Annotated in this window: 14 protein-coding genes; 12 read left to right on the top strand and 2 right to left on the bottom strand. The window is 61.6% G+C overall.

Annotated features, from left to right (window positions below; genetic code table 11):
* The first annotated feature begins 38 nt into the window (after positions 1 to 38).
* The 8 genes from exbB to exoR all read left to right on the top strand — a co-directional run bounded on the left by exbB (position 39) and on the right by exoR (position 11,101).
* Positions 39 to 1,121 (top strand): tonB-system energizer ExbB, encoded by a 1,083-nt coding sequence (gene exbB, locus ASE71_RS08235; protein WP_060516966.1) that lies wholly within the window; start codon positions 39 to 41, stop codon positions 1,119 to 1,121.
* Between the two features lie 3 nt (positions 1,122 to 1,124).
* A complete protein-coding gene (gene exbD, locus ASE71_RS08230) occupies positions 1,125 to 1,550 on the top strand; it encodes a TonB system transport protein ExbD (RefSeq protein WP_034796684.1) in 426 nt (141 codons plus the stop codon).
* 204 nt (positions 1,551 to 1,754) lie between these two features.
* Positions 1,755 to 2,420 (top strand): protein-L-isoaspartate O-methyltransferase family protein, encoded by a 666-nt coding sequence (locus ASE71_RS08225; protein ID WP_060516968.1) that lies wholly within the window; start codon positions 1,755 to 1,757, stop codon positions 2,418 to 2,420.
* A 288-nt stretch (positions 2,421 to 2,708) separates the two neighbouring features.
* A complete protein-coding gene (locus ASE71_RS08220; protein WP_034796676.1) occupies positions 2,709 to 4,076 on the top strand; it encodes a TolC family outer membrane protein in 1,368 nt (455 codons plus the stop codon).
* Between the two features lie 208 nt (positions 4,077 to 4,284).
* A complete protein-coding gene (locus tag ASE71_RS08215) occupies positions 4,285 to 5,088 on the top strand; it encodes a PopZ family protein (RefSeq protein WP_060516970.1) in 804 nt (267 codons plus the stop codon).
* Positions 5,089 to 5,209: 121 nt separating this feature from the next.
* Positions 5,210 to 8,050, top strand: a complete 2,841-nt coding sequence (locus ASE71_RS08210; RefSeq protein WP_060516972.1) for a valine--tRNA ligase — start codon at positions 5,210 to 5,212, stop codon at positions 8,048 to 8,050.
* 499 nt (positions 8,051 to 8,549) lie between these two features.
* On the top strand, positions 8,550 to 9,827 hold the full coding sequence (locus tag ASE71_RS08205; RefSeq protein WP_034796673.1) for an outer membrane protein transport protein: 1,278 nt from the start codon (positions 8,550 to 8,552) through the stop codon (positions 9,825 to 9,827).
* 467 nt (positions 9,828 to 10,294) lie between these two features.
* On the top strand, positions 10,295 to 11,101 hold the full coding sequence (exoR, locus tag ASE71_RS08200; protein WP_034796672.1) for an exopolysaccharide production regulator ExoR: 807 nt from the start codon (positions 10,295 to 10,297) through the stop codon (positions 11,099 to 11,101).
* Positions 11,102 to 11,180: 79 nt separating this feature from the next.
* Here exoR and xth read toward each other — a convergent pair whose 3' ends face one another.
* A complete protein-coding gene (gene xth, locus ASE71_RS08195) occupies positions 11,181 to 11,972 on the bottom strand; it encodes an exodeoxyribonuclease III (RefSeq protein ID WP_060516974.1) in 792 nt (263 codons plus the stop codon).
* 204 nt (positions 11,973 to 12,176) lie between these two features.
* Here xth and ASE71_RS08190 point away from each other — a divergent pair, with 204 nt between their 5' ends.
* Entirely contained in the window at positions 12,177 to 13,640 is a 1,464-nt protein-coding gene (locus tag ASE71_RS08190; RefSeq protein WP_060516977.1) for a phospholipase D-like domain-containing protein, read from the top strand.
* A 61-nt stretch (positions 13,641 to 13,701) separates the two neighbouring features.
* Here ASE71_RS08190 and erpA read toward each other — a convergent pair whose 3' ends face one another.
* Complete coding sequence (erpA, locus tag ASE71_RS08185; protein WP_034796669.1) at positions 13,702 to 14,034, bottom strand: iron-sulfur cluster insertion protein ErpA; 333 nt, start codon at positions 14,032 to 14,034, stop codon at positions 13,702 to 13,704.
* Between the two features lie 212 nt (positions 14,035 to 14,246).
* Between erpA and ASE71_RS08180 the strand changes: the two genes are divergently transcribed.
* The 3 genes from ASE71_RS08180 (at position 14,247) to ASE71_RS08170 (ending at position 20,276) form a co-directional block, all read left to right on the top strand.
* Complete coding sequence (locus ASE71_RS08180; RefSeq protein WP_034796668.1) at positions 14,247 to 15,464, top strand: deoxyguanosinetriphosphate triphosphohydrolase; 1,218 nt, start codon at positions 14,247 to 14,249, stop codon at positions 15,462 to 15,464.
* A gap of 96 nt (positions 15,465 to 15,560) precedes the next feature.
* Positions 15,561 to 17,321 carry an arginine--tRNA ligase gene (gene argS, locus ASE71_RS08175; protein WP_060516979.1) on the top strand — a complete coding sequence of 587 codons (1,761 nt, stop codon included), beginning with the start codon at positions 15,561 to 15,563 and terminating at the stop codon, positions 17,319 to 17,321.
* A 63-nt stretch (positions 17,322 to 17,384) separates the two neighbouring features.
* The gene (locus ASE71_RS08170) at positions 17,385 to 20,276 is read left to right on the top strand and encodes an SPOR domain-containing protein (protein WP_060516981.1); all 2,892 of its coding nucleotides are present in this window, start codon (positions 17,385 to 17,387) and stop codon (positions 20,274 to 20,276) included.
* Positions 20,277 to 20,408 lie beyond the last annotated feature (132 nt).

The raw sequence follows: 20,408 nt of genomic DNA, 5'->3' as shown, positions 1-20,408 counted from the left end.
CCTGACACGACGAAATGGACCAGTACGTGAGGAACGAGATGCCGAGACGAGCCCGATCGACGATCAATTTGTTGGCAGCCGCGATGCTGGTCCTGTCCTCCGCAGCTTCGCCAACGGCCGCCTTGGCCCAAGCCACGACGCAGGCACCCACGGTTAATGGTACGCAAAGCGGCGCAACGGCGCCGTCCGCATCCGCGCCGACGGCAGAAAGTCAGGGCACGGCCGTAACCGTTCCGCCGGCGGAACCGATGACACAGGCGCAGCCGACACTGCAAGCTCCTGCCGCTACGTCGGGCGAGGGGGCTCCGGTAACCGTTGAAGGCGCCCCGGTGACGGCGGAAAGCGGGCCGGCAACGGGCGAGGGTGCAGCAAGCCCGGTGTTGCCGCATGACCTTTCGCCGATTGGCATGTTCATGGCCGCCGACGTGGTGGTGAAGAGCGTGATGATTGGCCTCGCGCTGGCGTCCGTCGCCACCTGGGCGATCTTTGTGGTCAAGCTGCTGGAACTCTTTGGCGCCAAGGCGCGCCTGACGCGCGCTGTTCGCCTGCTGTCGGCTGCCAACGGCCTGGCTGACGTCAAGGGAGCCTTTGATGGCAAGTCGGGACCGGCGCCCGAAATGGTCGCCGCGGCGATCGACGAAATGGCCCGCTCGGAGGCGGTGATCGACCACGCGCCGACGGGCGGCCTGAAGGAGCGTGTTTCCTCGCTTCTGACCCGCATCGAGGTTCGCGCCGGTAAGCGTATGACAAGCGGCACCGGCATCCTGGCCTCGATCGGCTCCGTCGGCCCGTTCGTCGGCCTGTTCGGCACGGTCTGGGGGATCATGAATTCCTTCATCGGCATCAGCAAGGCGCAGACGACCAATCTGGCGATCGTGGCGCCGGGCATCGCGGAGGCGCTTTTGGCGACCGCTATCGGCCTGGTGGCGGCGATCCCGGCCGTCGTCATCTACAACTATTTTGCCCGCTCGGTCGGTGGCTACAAGGTCATTCTCGCCGATGCTGCGGCGGCCGTGGAACGGCTCGTCAGCCGCGACCTCGACCATCGCCTGGCCCGCAAGGCGCAGCCGCGCCGCCAGGACTTCGGTCACACCGAGACGACCATCGCAAGGATCGGGTGACCTATGGCCGGAAAAATCAGCGACGGTGGCGGCGATCTCGATGAAAACGCCGAGATCAACGTCACCCCCTTCATCGACGTCATGCTGGTGCTGTTGATCATTTTCATGGTGGCGGCGCCGCTTGCCACCGTGGACATGAAGGTGGACCTGCCGCAATCGGCCGCAAAGCCGGCTCCGCGGGACGACAAACCGGTCTTCGTGACTTTGAAGGCCGATCTGGCTCTGGCGATCGGCAACGATGAGACGGCGCGCGAGAGCTTTGCCGACGAGTTGAAGCGCCTGACCGAAGGCAATACCGAGACGCGCGTTTTGCTGCGCGCGGACAAAGCCGTCGACTACGGTGAGCTGATGACGGTGATGAACCTCATTCAGAACGCCGGCTACACCAAGATTGCCCTCGTTGGGCTGGAAGGCGCGCCGGGACGCTGATCCCGGCCGGCAATCGTGTTGCCTCCGCCATTCGCAGTGCAATTCCCTCCCGTTTTTCCGGCGCAGATTGCCGCTATCGCTTGAAACCGGCCGGGCGCCGATTTATGAGCTTACCTCAAAGGCTTTCCGACGGGAGCCAGAAGACGATCGTGCGTGCTTGCCCGAAAGCGGGCGCCGCGCCTATCCGGACACGAGGGCACTACCATGAATTTCGAAGCAGCGCGCACCAAGATGGTGGACAACCAGATCCGCACGACGGATGTCACGTCCCACTCGGTCCTGTCCGCGTTCCTGAGCGTGCCGCGCGAGGAATTCGTGCCTGCCAAGATGAAAGAGCTTGCCTACATCGACACGGATATCGCGCTTGAGGTTACCAATGGCAACGCGCCGCGTTTCCTGATGGAGCCGTCGCCGCTCGCCAAGCTTCTCCAGCTGGCCGAAATCGCCAAGTCCGATGTCATCCTGGAGATCGGCTGCGGCACCGGCTACGCGTCCGCACTGCTGTCACAGGTTGCAGGTTCGGTCGTTGCGCTCGAAAGCGATGAAGGCCTCGCCGCTACCGCGACGGAAACGCTGTCTCGCCTCGGCTACGACAACATCGCCGTCGTGACCGGCGAACTCGAGAAGGGATATGCCGCCGAGGCACCCTATGACGTGATCTTCGTTCACGGCTCGGTCGAAGTCCTGCCGACCGCTTTGTTCGAGCAGCTGCGCGATGGCGGGCGGCTGGTCGTCGTTGAAGGATTTGGCAATGCTTCTCGCGCTAAACTCTATGTGCACGAGCACGGAAAGACGTCCGAGCGCCCCGATTTCAACACCGCGGTCAAGCCGCTTCCCGGCTTCCGTCGTGCACAGGAATTTGTTTTTTGAGGTCCCGCTTATTGAGGGATATCAACAATTAATTGCGTTGCTAAAATAACAATGTTGCCAATTCGCAACGCGGTACTTGTTTCTTTTTGAAATGGCTGCGCAGAGTATGGCTGCGCAGTTGTCGGAATGCTGATTCCGGGTTTCAAAGAGTGCAGTGGTAGTGATTTGCTCACCAGTGGGCGGTGTGAGCGCTTCATCGCCGTGTCTAGTTGGGGTCGCTTTTTGCACAAAGAGCGGCGCCGCGGAAATAGAGGGCAGGCTCTGCCGCCCCGATCGGAGAGAGAAGTAATGGTGTCGATTGTCCGCAAAGCGGCCCTCCTGGCCGCCGTTTCGACAAGCTTGCTGCTTGCACCGCACGCAGTACTGGCCGAAACGATCTTCGGCGCAATGGCCAAAGCCTACGCAAACAACCCTGACCTGAACGCCGCGCGGGCCGGCCTCAGGGCGACCGACGAGAGCGTGCCGATTGCCAAGTCCGGCTTTCGCCCCCAGGTGGCGGCATTCGCGTCCGGAACGCTTTCGACCATCGACAGAGAAAAGACCCTGAGCGAAGACCTCCACCAGGGACAGGTCGGCATCACCGTAAACCAGATGGTGTTTGACGGCTTTCAGACGCTGAACAATGTGCGCGCCGCTGAATCGAACGTCTTTGCGACCCGCGAATCGCTGCGCGCCAACGAGATATCGATTCTCCTTTCGGCCGCGACCATCTATTCCAACATCGCGCGCGACCAGCAGCTCGTATCGATCCGCAAGCAGAACATCGCCTTCCTTCAGGAGCAGGTTAACGCGGCGAAAGCCCGTCTCGATGTGGGCGAAGGCACCCGAACGGACGTGAGCCTCGCCGAAGCCTCGCTCGCCAACGCCCAGTCGCAGCTTATCGTCGCCGTCGCTCAGTTGAAGCAGAGCGAAGCGACCTATGTACAGATCGTCGGCGATGTGCCGCGTGGCATCAAGCAGGCTTCGCCGGCTTCGAAGGCCCTGCCGCGCACGCTCGATCAGGCCGTCGCGACCGGTCTGCGCGAAAGCCCGATCATTCTGTCGGCGCAGTACTCCGTTGATTCGGCCGGTTATCAGGTCAAGTCGGCGGAAGGCACGATGCTCCCCGGTGTGACGCTGCAGGGCCAGGTTGGCCGCACCACCGGCAATGCCAGCCAGTTCGATAGCAATGCATCGAGCATTACGGCTCGCCTCGAAGTTCCGATCTATCAGGGTGGCGCCGAGTACGGCCAGATCCGCCAGGCCAAGGAACGTCTCGGCCAGCAGCGCATCCTCGTCGATTCGGCGCGTGCGGCGGTACAGCAGACTATTGTCTCCGCCTATGCTCAGCTGGAAGCCGCGATTGCGCGCATCTCCGCCAACAAGGCGCAGATCTCCGCCGCCAAGCTGGCTCTCGATGGCGTGATCGAAGAGCGCAAGGTCGGCCAGCGTACGACACTCGACGTGCTTGATTCGCAGCAGGACGTGCTTCAGGCACAGGAACTTCTGGCCGTTGCCCAGCGCGACGCGGTCGTTGCGAGCTATTCGCTGCTTGCTGCCGCCGCGCGGCTGACCGTGAAGGATCAGGGCCTGCAGGTTGCCGAATACCGTGCCGAAGAGCACTACGAAGTGGTCAAGGACAAGTGGTTCGGTCTGCGAACCGTTGACGGTCGCTAAGGCGTCCGTTCGCATCATTGAGTACCTGCCAACGCCTCGGGTCTTCCCCGGGGCGTTTCTATTTTTTCCCCTGAAAACAAATCTGTGCAAGAATCCTTAGCGTTGATTCGTGGCGTATGTTTCGTTCGCGAACTCACTTAAGGTTTGTCGGAAATCGGCGCATGTCCAGTTTTGGGACACATGTCTGCCGCGTCAAACGAGGATGGAAATGGCACAGCTCAATGTCGCGCGTGAACCGTCGATGGATGAAATCCTGGCATCCATTCGCAAGATCATTGAGAGCAACGAACCCGGGCAAGCCGGATTTGCGCCGCAGGAGCAGTTCGAGGACGAGGGCAACGACGAGATCGAGCTGACTATCGACAGCGAGATCGAGACGATCGCCTTTGGCCGACGCGATGAGGCGCCCAAGGCCGCGTTTGTCGAACCGGTCGTGGACAGCCAGGCCGGGCTGTCGGAGCCGTCGCCGGCAGCGCAGCCGCCGCTTTCACTTGCCGATGTCGCAGCACGGGTTCGCGCCGCGTCCGAGCGTCATACGACGAGCTTTGCCGGACGTGAGGTGCCGCCTGCGCCGCAGGTCGTCGCTATTCAGGACAGTCCGGTCGTCACCTCGCGCATGGCAGCAGTTTCCGCGCCGAAAGCGCCGGTGATCGAGCCCGTTGCTGCAGTTGAGGCGCCGGCAGAGCCGGAAGTCGTAGCGCCGCCGCCAGTCGAACTCCCGGAAGTTCTAAGCGCGGTTCCGCCGGTGGCCGCCGTCGTTCCGCCGGAAGCGCCCGCGCCGGAGACGGCGCTTGCCGCGATCGTCTCGCCGGAGGTCGGCCGCAAGGTCGCTCAGTCGTTCGGCGATCTTGCCCACGCAGTGGATCAGGAATCGCGGCGTTCCTTTGATGAAATTGCCGAAGCGATGCTACGGCCGATGCTGCAGGAATGGCTCGATGACAATCTGCCGACGCTTGTCGAGCGGCTCGTCCGCGAGGAAATCGAACGCGTCGCGCGCGGCCCCCGCCGCTAAATGCCGAATCCGAACACGAAAGAAGCCGCGCGATCGTCGCGGCTTTTTGCGTTCGTGTTGACTTGCACCGGCCGTTCCGGTTTACAAGACGCTGACATCAATCTCGTAAATTGGCTCCAAAATGCTTGATAAGACCTACGATTCCGCATCCGTCGACCCGCGTATCGCCAAGAAGTGGGACGAAGAAAACGCGTTTCGTGCAGGGGCGGGTGCCAAGCCCGGCGCCGACAGTTTCTGCATCGTGATCCCGCCGCCGAACGTGACGGGTTCGCTGCACATGGGCCACGCGCTCAACAACACGCTTCAGGACGTGCTCGTGCGTTTCGAGCGCATGCGCGGCAAGGACGTGTTGTGGCAGCCGGGCATGGACCATGCAGGCATCGCCACCCAGATGGTCGTCGAGCGTAAGCTGATGGAGAGCCAGCAGCACCGCCGGCAGATGGGCCGCGAAGCCTTCATCGAGAAGGTCTGGGAATGGAAAGCCGAATCGGGCGGGCTCATCTTCAACCAATTGAAGCGTCTTGGCGCGTCCTGCGACTGGTCGCGCGAACGCTTCACCATGGACGAAGGGCTGTCCGAAGCCGTTCTCGAGGTCTTCGTTTCGCTCTACAAGGAAGGCCTGATCTACAAGGATAAGCGCCTGGTCAACTGGGACCCGAAGCTTCTGACCGCGATTTCGGACCTGGAGGTCGAGCAGCACGAGATCAACGGCAACCTCTGGCACCTGCGCTATCCGTTGGAGCCTGGCGTAACCTTCGATTACCCGGTCGCCTTCGATGAAGACGGCAAGGCGACCGAGTGGGAAAAGCGCGATTACCTCGTCGTCGCCACGACGCGTCCTGAAACCATGCTCGGAGACAGCGGCATCGCGGTCAATCCGGAGGATGAGCGCTACAAGCCTTTGATCGGCAAGCACGTCATTCTGCCGATCGTCGGTCGCCGCATTCCTGTCGTTGCCGACGACTATGCGGATCCGACCGCCGGCACCGGTGCGGTGAAGATCACGCCTGCGCATGATTTCAACGACTTCGACGTCGGCAAGCGCGCCGGTCTGCGCGCGATCAACATCATGACGATCGAAGGCCGCATCACGATCAAGGACAACGAGGATTTCCTCGAAGGGCTCAGCGATCCGGCTGCCCTGCACGGTGCCTGGGACGAACTCGAAGGCAAGGACCGCTTCGAAGCGCGCAAGATCATCGTTCGCATCTTCGAAGAGGCGGGCCTGCTCGACAAGATCGAGCCGCACAAGCACATGGTTCCCCATGGCGACCGTGGCGGCGTGCCGATCGAACCGCGTCTGACGGAGCAATGGTACGTTGACGCGAAGACGCTGGCCAAGCCCGCGATCGCCGCCGTCAAGGAAGGTCGGACCAACTTCGTTCCAAAGAACTGGGAGAAGACCTACTACGAGTGGATGGAAAACATTCAACCCTGGTGCGTTTCGCGCCAGCTGTGGTGGGGGCACCAGATCCCGGCCTGGTACGGTCCGGACGGTCAGGTCTTCGTCGAAAAGACCGAGGAAGAGGCGTTGCACGCGGCGATCCAGCATTATCTGGCGCATGAAGGCCCGATGAAGGCCTATGTCGAGGATCTGCTCGAGAACTTCAAGCCGGGCGAAATCCTGACGCGTGACGAAGACGTTCTCGACACCTGGTTCTCCTCGGCGCTTTGGCCGTTTTCCACGCTCGGCTGGCCGAACGAGACGCCGGAACTGGAGAAGTACTATCAGACCGACGTGCTGGTCACCGGTTTCGACATCATCTTCTTCTGGGTTGCCCGGATGATGATGATGGGCCTGCATTTCATGAAGGATGCCGACGGCACTCCGGTCGAGCCTTTCCATACGGTCTATGTCCATGCGCTCGTTCGCGACAAGAACGGCCAGAAGATGTCGAAGTCGAAGGGCAACGTCATCGATCCGCTCGAACTGATCGACGAATACGGTGCTGACGCCTTGCGCTTCACGCTGGCGATCATGGCGGCCCAGGGGCGTGACGTGAAACTCGACCCGGCCCGCATCGCCGGCTACCGCAACTTCGGCACCAAGCTGTGGAACGCGACGCGTTTTGCCCAGATGAATGGCGTTACCAGCAGCGATGGTTTCATTCCCGAAACCTCATCGCTCACCGTCAACCGCTGGATCCTGACGGAGCTGTCGCGGACCATCCGCGACGTCACCGAGGCGCTCGATGCCTATCGCTTCAACGACGCGGCCGGCAGCCTCTATCGGTTCGTCTGGAACCAGTTCTGCGATTGGTACCTCGAACTGCTGAAGCCGATCTTCAGTGGCGAGGACGAAGCGGCAAAACGCGAGTCGCAGGCCTGCGTCGCCTACGTTCTCGACGAGATCTACAAGCTGCTGCACCCGTTCATGCCGTTCATGACGGAAGAGCTCTGGGCGCAGACGGCAGGCGAGGGCCAGGAGCGTTCGACGCTGCTGTGCCACGCCGAATGGCCGGCGCCGTCCTATGCTGACGACACGGCGGCCGACGAGATCAACTGGCTGATCGATCTGGTTTCGGGCATTCGTTCGGTCCGTTCGGAGATGAACGTCCCGCCGGCGGCAACCGCGCCGCTGATCGTTGTCGGTGCCAACAACCTGACGCGCGAGCGCCTGCAGCAGCATGCCCAGGCCATCGGTCGTCTGGCGCGCGTCGAGCATATCGACCACGCCACTGTTGCGCCGCGCGGCAGCGCCCAGATCGTCGTTGGCGAGGCAACGGCCTGCCTGCCGCTCGGCAACCTGATCGACCTTTCCGCCGAGAAGGCCCGACTTGAGAAGGCGATCGCCAAGGTGGAAGCCGAGCGCGAGCGCATCCTCGGCAAGCTGGCCAATGAGAAGTTTGTCGCCAACGCAAAGCCGGAACTGGTCGAAGCGGAACGTGAACGCCTCGTAGAGCTCGATCTCCAGAAGGAATCGCTGAGCGTTGCGCTGACGCGCGTCGCCGAGGCCGGTTGAGGCCGTTAATCGACGGATTCAACGAGAGGGCGTTCAAGAGAATGCCTGACCGTCAGAAATCGAAATCCGCGGCAGAAATGCCGCGGATTTTTTATTTTAGAAATGCAAGATAGACTTCAGCCTATCGAGATTTGGCATTGATTCGATCAGTTGAATCTGCTGCGCGGGTCATTAAGCGCGCGTGGCGTTTCAGCGGAACTTCAACGGAGTTTTTCGCTGTTCTACCGCAAAAAGCGATAATGTTGTTCAGGCGACACAGGTTTTCGATGGTTTGGAAATCCATTCTAATTCAGTGGATTTCATCCATGATTTTGGAAAAATGGTTCCGATCTGGCGCCATTGTGGCTAAATCATGAGAATCTTACGTAAATTCTGTGACCGATCGAGCCTGCTAACTGCTAGATCTCGCATTTGCGATTTCACGGGATCGTGAGAATACTTCGGCCCACACGACATGAGGTGGAATGTCGCAGTTTTGCAGTGCAGGGGGAGGAGCTGGATGGCTCACATGAATTTAAAGCGGGGTGTTCTGTCGGTAGCAGCGGGTTTGCTGTTTGCCTCCGCCGCGCACGCGGGCGGTCTTGAGCGCGGCGGTTACAACATCGATCTGCTGTTCGACCCGTCGGATTATGCGGGGGAAGCGTCGGCGACCTACGTCAATCCGCAGCGCGAATTGAAGAACGTCCGTGATACCGATACCGGGAACACCAACATCCTTACCGGGACTTTTGGTGGCGGCAATCTCAACAACAGACCGAATACTGCTGACGACACCGAGAGCTACTGGGTTCCGCGCGTCGGCGTTAAGGCGGCCTTTGGTGACAGCGTCGACTGTATGGCTGACTACTCCCAGCCCTGGGGTGCCCACACCAATCCGGGGCAGAACTGGGCCGGTGCCAACAGCAATATCGAAACGAAGGTAGAGAGCGACAACTACGCCGCGACCTGCTCCTACAAATGGGACATGGGGCCAGGCCAGTTCCGTGTGATCGGCGGCGTCTTCTATCAGGAAGTCAACGGCTTCAAGGAACGGCTGGTTCAGGATTATACAGGCACGCCGCTCGCTGGTGCCTTTACCGGCATTGGCAGGCTCGAGCTTGGAGGGCATGGCTGGGGCTGGCGCGCAGGTGCTGCCTACGAAATCCCCGAGTATGCCTTGCGAGCGAGCCTCGTCTACAACAGTGCTGTCGATCTGGATAACCTCTCGGGCTTCATCGACCTTCGCCAGTTGGGCTTCGTTGTACCGGGTGTGGGCCTTGTGACCGGTACGAAATACGACGTAAACGGTGCGGCTTCGATGCCGGACTCGCTGGAACTCAAGCTGCAGAGCGGCTTTGCACCCGGTTGGGCGGCATTTGGCTCGGTGAAGTGGACGGACTGGAGCCAGCTTCAGGTCCTGAAGTTCTGCCCCGCCACGGTCTCCCGTACTACGCCATGCACGAGCCTTGATCTTCTCTACCGTGACGGCTGGACGATCACCGGCGGTGTCGGCCACAAGTTCAATGATCAGTGGAGCGGCGCCGTCAGCCTGACCTGGGACCGCGGCACCAGCCACGGTTATGGAACGCAGACCGACACCTGGACGCTGGGAACCGGTGTTTCCTACACGCCGACCGAGAACCTTGAGTTCCGTCTTGCTGGTGCTGTCGGCATCATGACCGGCGGCAGTTCCGGTGCGGTGAAGTATGGTGACGACGTCATTGGTGACGACGTTTCCTACGATTTCGACGACGACTTTGTCGGTGCCATTTCGACATCGATCAAAGTGAAGTTCTGATCCTTCGTCATCTGATCCTGCAAGGCCCGGTTTTACCGGGCCTTTCTTATGTGTGGAGCCTCTTAACCACGCGTCCGCACTGTCCCGCAATGTGACGATTCAGCAACACTTTTAATGCTAGAGTTTGCTAGGATCAGACTCGTTCCGGCTATGTCCATTTCCCGCCACAAACAGGGAGCAGCGATATAGGGACAAGCCTGCAATGTGAGTGCGATACCTGCAGCGTTTGGGGTGAAATGAAACTTGGATCGATGACCGTCATGAGAAATGTGGCCTCCGGCACGCCAGTGCAAGTGGTCCATCAAAATGACTGCTTCGGGGACTATGTCGAAGTTTCATTGTGGAAAGGTTGCGCCGACTTTGTCGGCGGAGTTGGTGCAGTTCCCGGCGGCGGGTCGTCCGGGCTTGTGTGTTTGCAGCGGTGATGGGTTCGGCGTGGCCGGCTGGAACGGAAGAATTAGACTGTGATGCTTGCGGGTGAACTAAAGTCACTAAAGGTTGCGATACTCGGCGTGTCGCTGGCGGTCTGTGGGACCTTCGCCATGCCGGCCTACGCTTTTGATCCCGGTGCGGGCGTCACCAAAGAATCAGGTCCGTTCGCGCTCTTCAAGTTCGGGTTTTCCGCCTACAAGAATGGCCGCAAGGACGAGGCTGTAGAAGCTTACAAATACGCGGCCGAGAAGGGCCACACCGGATCCCGCTGGGCCCTCGCCAACATGTACGCCTATGGCGACGGCGTCGCCGAGAACGACCTTGAAGCCTTCAAGATCTATAGCGAAATCGCCCAGGAGGGCGTGGAGCCAGGCTCGGAAGACACCGGTTACTTCGTCAACGCGTTGATCTCCCTTGCCGGCTACTATCGTCGCGGCATTCCCGACAGCCCGATCAAGTCCGACATGTCCCAGGCGCGCCAGCTTTATTTCCAGGCGGCATCGACCTTCGGCGTCGCCGAGGCGCAGTTCCAGCTCGCGCGCATGCTCTTGTCGGGCGAGGGCGGTAGCGTGAACGTTCAGCAGGCCAAGAAATGGCTCAATCGTGCGCGCAAGAGCGGTCACGCCGGCGCCATGGGCGTCTTTGGCAATGTGATTTTCCAGGAAGGCCAGACCGTTCGTGGTCTCGCGTTCATGACTGCGGCACTCGACCAGTGTTCGCCGAAGGATCGGCCCTGGATGCAGTCGATGCAGGAGCAGGCCTTCTCGCTTGCCAGCGAGGACGATCGACGCACGGCAATCGCACTGTCGCAGAACCTGCACATGCAGGGCGACGACGACTGATTGTCATCGTCGAGCGGTCCCCGAACCGCCGCCGGCCCAGGGACCATTCTCCACACACTAAGATCTGGAAAAACGCGCCTTAAGCGGGCGCGAACGCAAACGTCCCGATGACGGGCACGTGGTCCGAAGGCTTCTCCCAGGCGCGGACATGCTTGTCGATGGATGTCGACACCAGCCGATCGGTCGCCTCCGGCGACAGCATCAGATGATCGATGCGGATGCCGAAATTTTTCGGCCAGCAGCCGGCCTGATAATCCCAGAACGTATAGAGCGGCACAGCGTCCGACGTCGCGCGCACAGCGTCGGTGAAACCGAGGTTGCGCAGCCGGCGAAATGCCGCGCGCGTTTCCGGCAGGAAGAGGGCATCGTTCTGCCAGACCTTGATATCCCAGCAGTCGTGTTCCTCGGGGATGACGTTGTAGTCGCCGGCAAGGATGAAGGGTTCTTCGAGCAACAGGCGCTGCTTCGCATAGGCCTCAAGCCGGCGCATCCAGGCGAGTTTGTAGGGATATTTCTCGCTGTCGACGGGATTTCCGTTCGGAAGGTAGAGCGAGCAGACGCGGATCACGCCGCCTTCGACCGAGAAGACACCTTCGATGAAACGTGACTGTTCGTCCGTATCGTCACCAGGCAGGCCGCGATTGACCTCGTCCGGCCGCAGCTTGGAAAGCAGCGCGACGCCATTGAAGCCCTTCTGGCCGTGTGTTTCGACATGATAGCCAAGCGCCTCGATCTCGAGGCGCGGAAAGCCGTCGTCGACCGATTTGATCTCCTGCAGGCAGACGATATCCGGTCCGCTTTCCTTCAGCCAGGCCAGCAGGCTGTCGATTCGCGCCTTGACGCCATTGATGTTCCAGGTGGCAATCTTCATGGCTCGAAACGCCCTTCCATGTCGGTTAAGTCCTTGGCGGGGTCATTTCTAGCCGCTCCGGATTCTTTTGACAAATCCGTTACCTGCGGGTTTTCAACAGCGCGCGAGCAGCACCGACGCTTCCCATGAGGGGGCAGCGGTCGATACGGTATACGCTGCAGGCGTCGAATTGATTCCGCCCGTTGGCGGGCTATAGTCCCGCCCATGATCGATCTCGTGCAGAATTATTGGCCGCATATCCTGGCGCTTTTGTCCTTCGCGCTGGGCATTCCTGCCGCCATTCATGCCGCGATGACGAAGGACGACGTGCGCGCCGCGGCGGGCTGGGTCGGTGTCGTCCTGCTTTCGCCGATCGTCGGCGCGCTGATCTATGCCGTTGCCGGAATCAACCGTATCCGGCGCTCCTCGATCGGCTCGCAACGCGCTCTGTTGCGCGGGCAGGGGCCGGATCAGTTCGGCCGCTTCGACGTTTCGGATGCCGACATATCGGTGCAGTTCGGAGAACGATTTGCGGCGATGAAGATCCTCGGCGACCGCGTTTCACGCCATCGTATGTGCACGGGCAACCGTATTTCGGTGCTCGCCGGCGGCGATGCCGTCTATGCCGCGATGCTGGAAGCGATCGCCGGCGCCCGGCGCTCGATCCTGCTCGAAAGCTATATCTTCGATCGCGACGTCATCGGCCTGCGCTTTGCAGACGCCCTGATCGCGGCGGTGGCGCGGGGTGTCGAGGTGCGGGTGCTGATTGACGCCGTAGGCGCGCGCTACTCGGTGCCGAGCATTGTCGGTCATCTTGAGGCGGCGGGCGTTCCGACGGCGGTTTTCAACGGCAACATCATCATGGGGCTACGGCTGCCCTATGCCAACCTGCGCACGCACCGCAAGATCCTCGTGGTCGACGGTCAGGTTGCCTTTGCCGGCGGCATGAACATCCGGGTGGGCTTCACCAGCGAGATCGCCGGTCAGGCGCCGGCACAGGATACGCATTTCCGCATGGCCGGACCGGTGGTCGCCGATATCTTCCAGGTCTCGTCCGAAGATTGGCAATTCTCAAGTGGCGAGGTTCTGGCGGGCCCCGCATGGGCGATCGAAGAGGCACCGCTGCCGGCGGATGGGCCGTCGGTACTGATGCGCGCCGTGCCATCCGGACCTGACGCCACCAATGAGACCAATCACAAGATGCTCATGGGGGCGTTTTCGGTCGCGCAGAAGAATATCCGCGTGATGTCACCCTATTTCCTGCCGGACCGCGAACTGATCAGCGCGCTCGTCACCGCCGCGCGCCGCGGCGTCGAGGTGGATATCATCGTTCCCGCAGTCAACAATCTGCTGCTGGTCGACAGGGCGATGACTGCGCAGTTCGATCAGGTGCTGAAGGGCCATTGTCGCGTCTGGCGGGCGAAGGGCGCCTTCAACCACTCCAAGCTTTTGACCGTGGACGAGCGTTGGGCCTATGTCGGGTCCACCAATCTCGACCCGCGCTCCCTGCGCCTCAACTTCGAGTTCGACCTTGAGGTTCTCGACCATGGCTTCGCCGAGGCGATCAATGGCACGATCTCCGACATTCTCGCATCAGCCGAGCCGGTCACGCTCGAAAGGTTGCGCAAAAAGTCGTTCGCGGATCGATTGGCGAACCGCATTCTCTGGCTCGGATCGCCCTATCTCTGACGCAAACGGCTCCGTTCGTTGTTGAAACGGAGCCGGCTAAGAGAGACGTGGGGCGCTGGCGTCAGATGGAGAAACTCGTTCCGCATCCGCAGCTTGCAACCGCGTTCGGATTCTTGATCTGAAACGACTGGCCGAGCAGGTTGTCGACGAAGTCGATTTCCGAGCCGCCCATATAGACGAGCGACAGGCTGTCGATCAGGACCTTGGCTTCGTTCTTTTCCAGCACCAGGTCGTCGTCATTGCTGCTGTCGACCAGGTCGAACTTGTAGGAGAAGCCCGAGCAGCCGCCGCCCTCGACGGACACTCGCATGGCGTTGTTGTGGCTGTCGGAACGCAGGATCGTGGCGATCCGCTTCGCTGCAGCGTCCGAGAGGGTCACGGTTTCATGCGTCATATCTGCCTCCTGCCGGGGTCAAGAACCGGAGAGAATTGCCCTGTGTTAAAGCATGCGATCTGGTCGGTTTCGGGGCCTCTTTCAAGACCCGCGGCCAAGCCGTTGCTTCCGCTTGCGGAATCGGTCGATCTTGCATCACGCGTTTCCGTAGCTTTCACTATAGGTATGAAGGCTTGAATGTCCCGTCAATGGGACGACGAATTAGGTGGAAGATGACATTCGACAAAAATGCGCTCGGCTTCGGTTATGGTGAACATGCGCCGTTCGCGTCGAATCCCTGGATGACGCGCGGCAGGCTCTTTCCCGAAGCGACGAGCGCGACGCGCTCCGATTTTCAGCGCGACCGCGACCGCATCGTGCACACCACTGCGTTTCGCCGCCTGAAGCACAAGACGCAGGTCTTCATTGCCGCTGACGGCGATCACTACCGCACCCGCCTGACGCACACGATCGAGGTGGCGCAGATCGCCCGGGCTCTGGCGCGCGCGCTCAAGCTCGACGAAGATCTGGCCGAAGGCGTCGCTCTCGTGCATGATTTCGGCCACACGCCCTTTGGCCATACGGGAGAGGATGCCCTTCACGAGATGCTGAAGCCCTATGGCGGCTTCGATCACAATGCCCAGTCGCTGCGCATCGTCACCAAGCTCGAGCGGCGCTACGCCGAGTTCGACGGGTTGAACCTGACCTGGGAGAGCCTGGAAGGCCTGGTCAAGCACAACGGGCCGTTGCTGACCGCGGACGGTGAGGGCACGCGAGGGCCCGTGCCGCAGCCGATCCTCGACTATTGCGCGCTGCATGATCTGGAACTGGCGAGTTTTGCGAGCCTCGAAGCGCAGGTCGCGGCCATTGCTGACGATATCGCCTACAACACCCATGATATCGATGACGGTCTGCGGGCTGGCTATCTCACCTTCGAAATGCTCGAAGACGTGCCGTTTCTCGCGCGCCTGATGCGCGAGGTCCATGACCGTTATCCCGGTCTTGAAAGCAGCCGCTTCACGCATGAGATCATGCGGCGTCAGATTACCGCGATGGTCGAGGACGTCATCGGCGTCGCGCAGCAACGGATCGGCGAGATAAGGCCGCAAAGTGCTGCCGATGTGCGCCAGGCCGGCACCGTGATGGCAACCTTCTCTGAGGAGATGGGCGAGACGGACAAGCAGATCAAGCGCTTGCTGATGACCCGGATCTACCGGCACCCGGAAGTCATGCGCGTGCGCGAAAATGCAGCCTCGATCGTCTGCGATCTCTATCATGCCTTCATGGACGACCCGCAGCTGATGCGTGAGCACTATTGGATCGACCAGATTGCCGGCATGGCGGAGCCGGCGCGGGCGCGGCACGTCGGCGACTACCTCGCCGGCATGACCGACACTTTTGCGATCAGCGTGCACAAGCGCTTGTTTGACCATACGCCCGATTTGCGCTAGGGACCCCCCGCCCGGAGGCTTGCGGTTCGGCCGAACCGAGCCTCCTTTTTGAGTTTTGCGCCGGTCACTTGTGGCCGGGAAAAGCGGACGGATCAGATGAATCTCTTCACGGACTTCGAATCAAGAATTAAGGACATTCTCGAAACGCTTGAAAGCGTTCGAGAAAAGCGATCCGAGCTTGACTTCGGCCGTGTCAATGTCGAGCCGCCACGTGATCCGAGCCATGGTGATGTTGCGACCAATGCTGCGATGGTGCTGGCAAAGCCGCTCGGCATGAATCCGCGCGCGCTTGCCGAACTCATCGTCGAGAAGCTCAAGCAGGATCCGGAAGTCACCGACGTCTCCGTCGCCGGTCCGGGCTTCATCAACGTCCGCCTTTCTGTTTCCTACTGGCAGAAGCTGCTGTCAGGCATGGCGCGTGCGGGCGTCGACTACGGCCGTAGCGCTGTCGGTGGTGGCCGCAAGGTCAACGTCGAATACGTATCGGCCAACCCGACCGGCCCGATGCATGTCGGCCATTGCCGCGGAGCCGTTGTCGGCGACGCGCTGGCCAACCTTTTGGCCTTCTCCGGCTATGAGGTCACGAAGGAATACTACATCAACGATGCGGGGTCGCAGATCGACGTTCTCGCGCGGTCCGCATTCCTGCGTTATCGCCAGGCGCTGGGCGAAGAGATCGGCGAGATCCCGCCGGGCCTTTATCCGGGCGACTATCTCGTGCCAGTCGGCGAGGCGCTCGCCGACGAATTCGGCACGAGCCTCAGGCTGATGCCTGAAGACAAGTGGATGCCGCTCGTCAAGGACCGGACGATCGACGCGATGATGGCGATGATCCGCGAGGATCTCGCGGCGCTGAACGTCAATCACGACGTCTTCTTCTCCGAGCGCACGCTGCACGCGAACGGTGCTGCCGCCATCCGCACGGCGATCAACGACCTGACCTTCAAGGGCCACGTTTACAAGGGCACGCTGCCGCCGCCGAAGGGCCAGCTCCCGGAGGATTGGGAAGACCGCGAGCAGACGCTGTTCCGCTCGACTGAGGTCGGCGACGATATCGACCGGCCGCTGATCAAGTCGGACGGCAGCTATACCTACTTCGCCGCCGACGTTGCCTACTTCAAGGACAAGTTCGACCGCGGCTTCGACGAGATGATCTATGTGCTCGGTGCCGACCATGGCGGCTACGTCAAGCGCCTTGAGGCGCTGGCGAGGGCCGTCTCCGGCGGTTCGTCGAAGCTTACGGTTCTGTTGTGCCAGCTGGTCAAGCTCTTCCGCGACGGCGAGCCGGTGAAGATGTCGAAGCGCTCTGGCGACTTCGTCACGCTGCGCGATGTCGTCGATGAAGTCGGCCGCGATCCGGTTCGATTCATGATGATCTATCGGAAGAACTCGGAACCGCTCGACTTCGATTTTGCTAAAGTAACAGAACAGTCGAAGGATAACCCGGTCTTCTACGTGCAGTATGCGCATGCGCGCTGCCGCTCGGTCTTCCGCCAGGCCGCGGACGCATTCCCGGATCTGAACCTCGAATCGGTCGATCTCGCCAGTGCCGTTCTGGGCCAGATCACGGATCCGACGGAGCTCCAGCTCGTCGCCAAGCTCGCAGAATATCCGCGAGTCATCGAGGCTGCGGCACTGGCTCAGGAGCCGCATCGCATCGCGTTTTACCTGTATGATCTTGCCGCCGCCTTCCACGCACATTGGAACAAAGGTAAAGAGAATCCGGAATTACGTTTTGTTAACGATAAAAATAGAGAATTAAGTACTGCCAGACTCGGGCTGGTGCATGCTGTCGCTTCGGTATTGAGATCCGGCCTGTCTATTACAGGCACCTCCGCACCGGAGGAAATGCGATAAGTATTGTCACCATTTTCCCACAATGCACTGGCACAGCGATACAGGCAATTGTGAGTGGAGAGCATGGCAGACAAACAATTCGCACGAAGCGGGCCGGCTGAATTCGATGTATTGGCAGACGATGATCCGTTGGCCGAACTCGCCCGGATCGTCGGTTACGATGCCCGGCCGGCCGTCCAACAGTTGCAGGAACTGCAACGACACCAGGAGGCGGTGCGTCAAGATCCCGCCTTCGATCTCGAAGACGAGCTGCTTCGCGCGTTCGACAGCTACGACGCGCCGCGGTCCGCGCCGCAGCCGGCTCCAATCCAGCCGGCTCCGATCGAAGAGCCCCGGTTCGAGCCGGTAGCCGAACACGTCGTCGTTCACGAAGAGCCGGTGGCGGAGCCCGTCGCCGAGCTTGACGAGCCGGTGTTTGTCCAGCCCGAACGCGTCGAAGCGGCGCCAGCCCCCGTCGCTGACGAGGACTATGCCGAGGTTCACGCCTTCTCCGTGGCGCCGCAGGTTGCCGAAGACGGCAACGCCGAGGCCGTCGTCGACGAGCCGGCGTTTGACCTTGAGCGCGAACTCGAGTTGTCGCTTGGCGAAGCCGATCTGTTGTCGGACGACATTGCCGAGGTTGCGGTGCACGTCGAACCGCAGGATATCGATCCGCGTGATCAGTTCGTCGATGCATGGCAGGCGCCGGCCGTCGAAGCCGCTCCGGTCTTGGCCGAGCCGGCTCCGGTTGCGGATGCATTTTCGGCCTATGAACAGCCGCGCTTCGATGTCGCGGCCGAAGAGCGCGAAATTGAGCCTCCCTATCAGGAAGACGTGGTCGCAGCTCAGGCAGTCGTCGAGCAGGATGCTGGCCGCGACGATCTTCTGGCGGACATCGAACGGTTCCCGGTTCCGCCGGTCTCAGCAATGGTTGCCGCTGCGGTCCAGTCGCATCCGGCTCTCCATGTGGAAACACAGCCCGTCGTGGCGCCGGTGGTCACGCCAGCGCTTGCCACTGCCGCTCCGATAAAGAAGAGCCCTTATCCCTTTACGCCCACCTTCAGCCGTGCGACGCCGGTTGCGTCCGCCTCGGGCGCCAGCCAGCAGCGTGCCTTTGCCGGCCCGTTGGTATCGTCTGTCGCAGCACCGGTGGCCGCTGTCGCAGCGCCGGTTGCGGCAGTAGCTGCTGCCCCCGTTCAGGTCGCGGAACCCTTGGTCGAGCTGGCCAAGCCAATTGCGCAGCCGGAGCACGAGCCGAGCTTCGACATCGAGAACTTCGAAATTGAGCTCTCCGACGAGGCACTGAAGCTCGACTTCGCAGACGTCACCGTAGATGAGCCGGTCGTAGCTGCCGTCGTGCCGCAAGCACCGGTGCGGCCGGTCGCGCAGGCGGCCGTTCCGCCGCGCGAGCCGGAGCGGTTCGTCGAGCCTTACGTCGCTCCCGCGCCGGTCGAGCGCCAGGAAGCACAGCCCGAGAGCACGCTGCCCTTCGATCCGTCGATGATTGCCGAAGCCGAGAACGGCGTCGCCCCGATCGCGGATATGGACGTGCCGCAGCTGCCGGTTATAGAGACCGAGAAGCCGGTCGCTTATCCGGCCGACTACGATCTCGACATCGACGCGGAAATGGCCCAGCTCTTCGGAACGCCGGCTCCGGTCAAGGAAAGCCGTCCGGCGGCCGTCGAAAAGGTGGAGCCGGCCCGTCCGGCACCGGCCGCTGCCGCTGCTCCGGCCTTCGGTCAGGGGTCGCTTGACGATTTCGACGAGTTTGAAAAGGCGATGGAAGAAGATTTCCGCCGCTCGATCGTCGAGCGTCCGGCGGTTGCCCGCGATGCCGAACGGCTTTCAGCGGCGCAGACCCAGCAGGATGCCGGCGAATACCGCGAATATGGCACCGGCCGTCGCTCGCAGCGCACGATGCTGCTGGCAGCAAGCGTTGCCGGCGTCATCATCCTTGGTGGCGCTGCCGTCTACGCCTGGATGGGCGGTAGCGGCGCGGTCAGCTCGGCCGAAGGCCCGAAGATCATTCTGGCCGACAAGGCCCCGGTCAAGGTCGTGCCCGAGGAAAAGGGCGGCAAGACCGTGCCGAACCAGGACAAGGCGGTCTATGACCGCGTTGCCGGTGCTCAGGCTGGTGCCCCGCAGCAGGAAGCCCTGGTGTCTTCGACCGAGGAGCCGATGGATGTCGTCCAGAGGACGCTGACGCCGGAGACCCTGCCGCTCGAAGGCAGCAACGAGGCCGAAACCCTGCAGACGGCATTGCCCAACGAAGAGGACGGCGATCGCCTGCTGCCGGATGGCGCGAACGGCGAGACCGCTGCCCAGGAAGAAGACAAGACGCCGGCCGTCGCACCGAGGAAGGTGCGCACGATGATCGTCAAGCCGGATGGAACGCTGGTTGCTCGCGAGGAGCCGGTTGCAGCACCGGCAACCGATGTCGCCGGCATGACCCAGCCGTTGCCCGCAACGCCTTCGAACGAAGTCGCAGCTGCAGGCCAGGCTGCAGCCAACACCGACCAGGTTGCGCTTGCCGCAACGGGTAACGCCAACATCGAACAGGTTCCGGTGCGCAGCGTCACGACGACGGCTTCTGCCGGTGGCGACAAGGCGCCGACGCCGCAGACCCGTCCGGCCGCACAGCCTGCCGAAATCGCCCGTCCGGCGGAAGAGCAGGCCGCTCTCCCGGCTGAGACGCAGCCTGCGCAGCAGGTTGCCACGGCATCGGTTCCGGCCGGTGGCTACTTCATCCAGGTCGCATCTCTGCCGTCGGAAGCCGAGGCGCAGAAGTCCTACAACAGCCTTTCGAGCAAGTTCGGAAGCGTCATCGGCGGCCGCGGCGTCGACATCCGCAAGGCGGAGATCGCCGGCAAGGGTACCTACTACCGCGTCCGCATCCCGGCCGGTTCGAAGGACGAGGCCAATGCCCTTTGCTCCAAGTACAAGGGCGCTGGCGGAAGCTGCCTGGTTACCAAGTAAACGGGCATAATGATCGAGTTGACGAAGGGCGCGGCCGAGGAGGCCGCGCCTTTCGCGTTTTCGGGCTTCCGATTGCCCCATGACCTTGTGCATGAGTGGGGGGGCGCTGTCTTTGTGGCTTCGCGCCGGGCA

The organism is Ensifer sp. Root954, from assembly GCF_001429005.1.
Taxonomy (GTDB): domain Bacteria; phylum Pseudomonadota; class Alphaproteobacteria; order Rhizobiales; family Rhizobiaceae; genus Ensifer; species Ensifer adhaerens.
Note: the sequence above shows the minus strand (reverse complement) of the source record. Positions and strands in the feature narration are given on the sequence as shown.

Excerpts from the sequence above, each read along its gene's own strand:
- ASE71_RS08220 (WP_034796676.1), top strand. The coding sequence starts at position 2,709 with ATGGTGTCGATTGTCCGCAAAGCGGCCCTCCTGGCCGCCGTTTCGACA.
- ASE71_RS08210 (WP_060516972.1), top strand. The coding sequence starts at position 5,210 with ATGCTTGATAAGACCTACGATTCCGCATCCGTCGACCCGCGTATCGCC.
- ASE71_RS08190 (WP_060516977.1), top strand. The coding sequence starts at position 12,177 with ATGATCGATCTCGTGCAGAATTATTGGCCGCATATCCTGGCGCTTTTG.
- exbB (WP_060516966.1), top strand. The coding sequence starts at position 39 with ATGCCGAGACGAGCCCGATCGACGATCAATTTGTTGGCAGCCGCGATG.
- exbD (WP_034796684.1), top strand. The coding sequence starts at position 1,125 with ATGGCCGGAAAAATCAGCGACGGTGGCGGCGATCTCGATGAAAACGCC.
- erpA (WP_034796669.1), bottom strand. The coding sequence starts at position 14,034 with ATGACGCATGAAACCGTGACCCTCTCGGACGCTGCAGCGAAGCGGATC.
- xth (WP_060516974.1), bottom strand. The coding sequence starts at position 11,972 with ATGAAGATTGCCACCTGGAACATCAATGGCGTCAAGGCGCGAATCGAC.
- ASE71_RS08205 (WP_034796673.1), top strand. The coding sequence starts at position 8,550 with ATGGCTCACATGAATTTAAAGCGGGGTGTTCTGTCGGTAGCAGCGGGT.
- exoR (WP_034796672.1), top strand. The coding sequence starts at position 10,295 with ATGCTTGCGGGTGAACTAAAGTCACTAAAGGTTGCGATACTCGGCGTG.
- ASE71_RS08225 (WP_060516968.1), top strand. The coding sequence starts at position 1,755 with ATGAATTTCGAAGCAGCGCGCACCAAGATGGTGGACAACCAGATCCGC.
- ASE71_RS08215 (WP_060516970.1), top strand. The coding sequence starts at position 4,285 with ATGGCACAGCTCAATGTCGCGCGTGAACCGTCGATGGATGAAATCCTG.
- ASE71_RS08180 (WP_034796668.1), top strand. The coding sequence starts at position 14,247 with ATGACATTCGACAAAAATGCGCTCGGCTTCGGTTATGGTGAACATGCG.
- ASE71_RS08170 (WP_060516981.1), top strand. The coding sequence starts at position 17,385 with ATGGCAGACAAACAATTCGCACGAAGCGGGCCGGCTGAATTCGATGTA.
- argS (WP_060516979.1), top strand. The coding sequence starts at position 15,561 with ATGAATCTCTTCACGGACTTCGAATCAAGAATTAAGGACATTCTCGAA.